Raw genomic sequence first — 1,198 nt, forward strand, 5'->3', positions numbered from 1 at the left:
TGAATCGAAAGAAACATCTTCGGGTTGTGAGGTTAAGCGACTAAGCGTACACGGTGGATGCCCTGGCAGTCAGAGGCGATGAAGGACGTGCTAATCTGCGAAAAGCGCCGGCGAGGTGATATGAACCTTTGACCCGGCGATGTCCGAATGGGGAAACCCAGTGCAATTCGTTGCACTATCGTTAACTGAATACATAGGTTAACGAGGCGAACCGGGGGAACTGAAACATCTAAGTACCCCGAGGAAAAGAAATCAACCGAGATTCCCCCAGTAGCGGCGAGCGAACGGGGAGCAGCCCAGAGTCTGAATCAGCTTGTGTGTTAGTGGAAGCGTCTGGAAAGTCGCACGGTACAGGGTGACAGTCCCGTACACGAAAGCACACAGGCTGTGAACTCGAAGAGTAGGGCGGGACACGTGGTATCCTGTCTGAATATGGGGGGACCATCCTCCAAGGCTAAATACTCCTGACTGACCGATAGTGAACCAGTACCGTGAGGGAAAGGCGAAAAGAACCCCGGCGAGGGGAGTGAAAAAGAACCTGAAACCGTGTACGTACAAGCAGTGGGAGCACCTTCGTGGTGTGACTGCGTACCTTTTGTATAATGGGTCAGCGACTTATATTCTGTAGCAAGGTTAACCGTATAGGGGAGCCGAAGGGAAACCGAGTCTTAACTGGGCGTTAAGTTGCAGGGTATAGACCCGAAACCCGGTGATCTAGCCATGGGCAGGTTGAAGGTTGGGTAACACTAACTGGAGGACCGAACCGACTAATGTTGAAAAATTAGCGGATGACTTGTGGCTGGGGGTGAAAGGCCAATCAAACCGGGAGATAGCTGGTTCTCCCCGAAAGCTATTTAGGTAGCGCCTCGTGAACTCATCTTCGGGGGTAGAGCACTGTTTCGGCTAGGGGGCCATCCCGGCTTACCAACCCGATGCAAACTACGAATACCGAAGAATGTTATCACGGGAGACACACGGCGGGTGCTAACGTCCGTCGTGAAGAGGGAAACAACCCAGACCGCCAGCTAAGGTCCCAAAGTCATGGTTAAGTGGGAAACGATGTGGGAAGGCACAGACAGCCAGGATGTTGGCTTAGAAGCAGCCATCATTTAAAGAAAGCGTAATAGCTCACTGGTCGAGTCGGCCTGCGCGGAAGATGTAACGGGGCTAAACCATGCACCGAAGCTGCGGCAGCGAC

The 1,198-nt window shown here is 52.9% G+C and carries 1 rRNA gene; it reads left to right on the top strand.

Annotation, left to right across the window (positions count from 1 at the left end):
- Nucleotides 1–30 precede the first annotated feature (30 nt).
- Nucleotides 31–1,198: ribosomal RNA gene (locus DEO48_RS26415) — 23S ribosomal RNA — on the top strand; the annotation flags it as partial.

Source organism: Enterobacter sp. CGMCC 5087 (assembly GCF_003144775.1).
Lineage (GTDB): Bacteria > Pseudomonadota > Gammaproteobacteria > Enterobacterales > Enterobacteriaceae > Enterobacter > Enterobacter cloacae_M.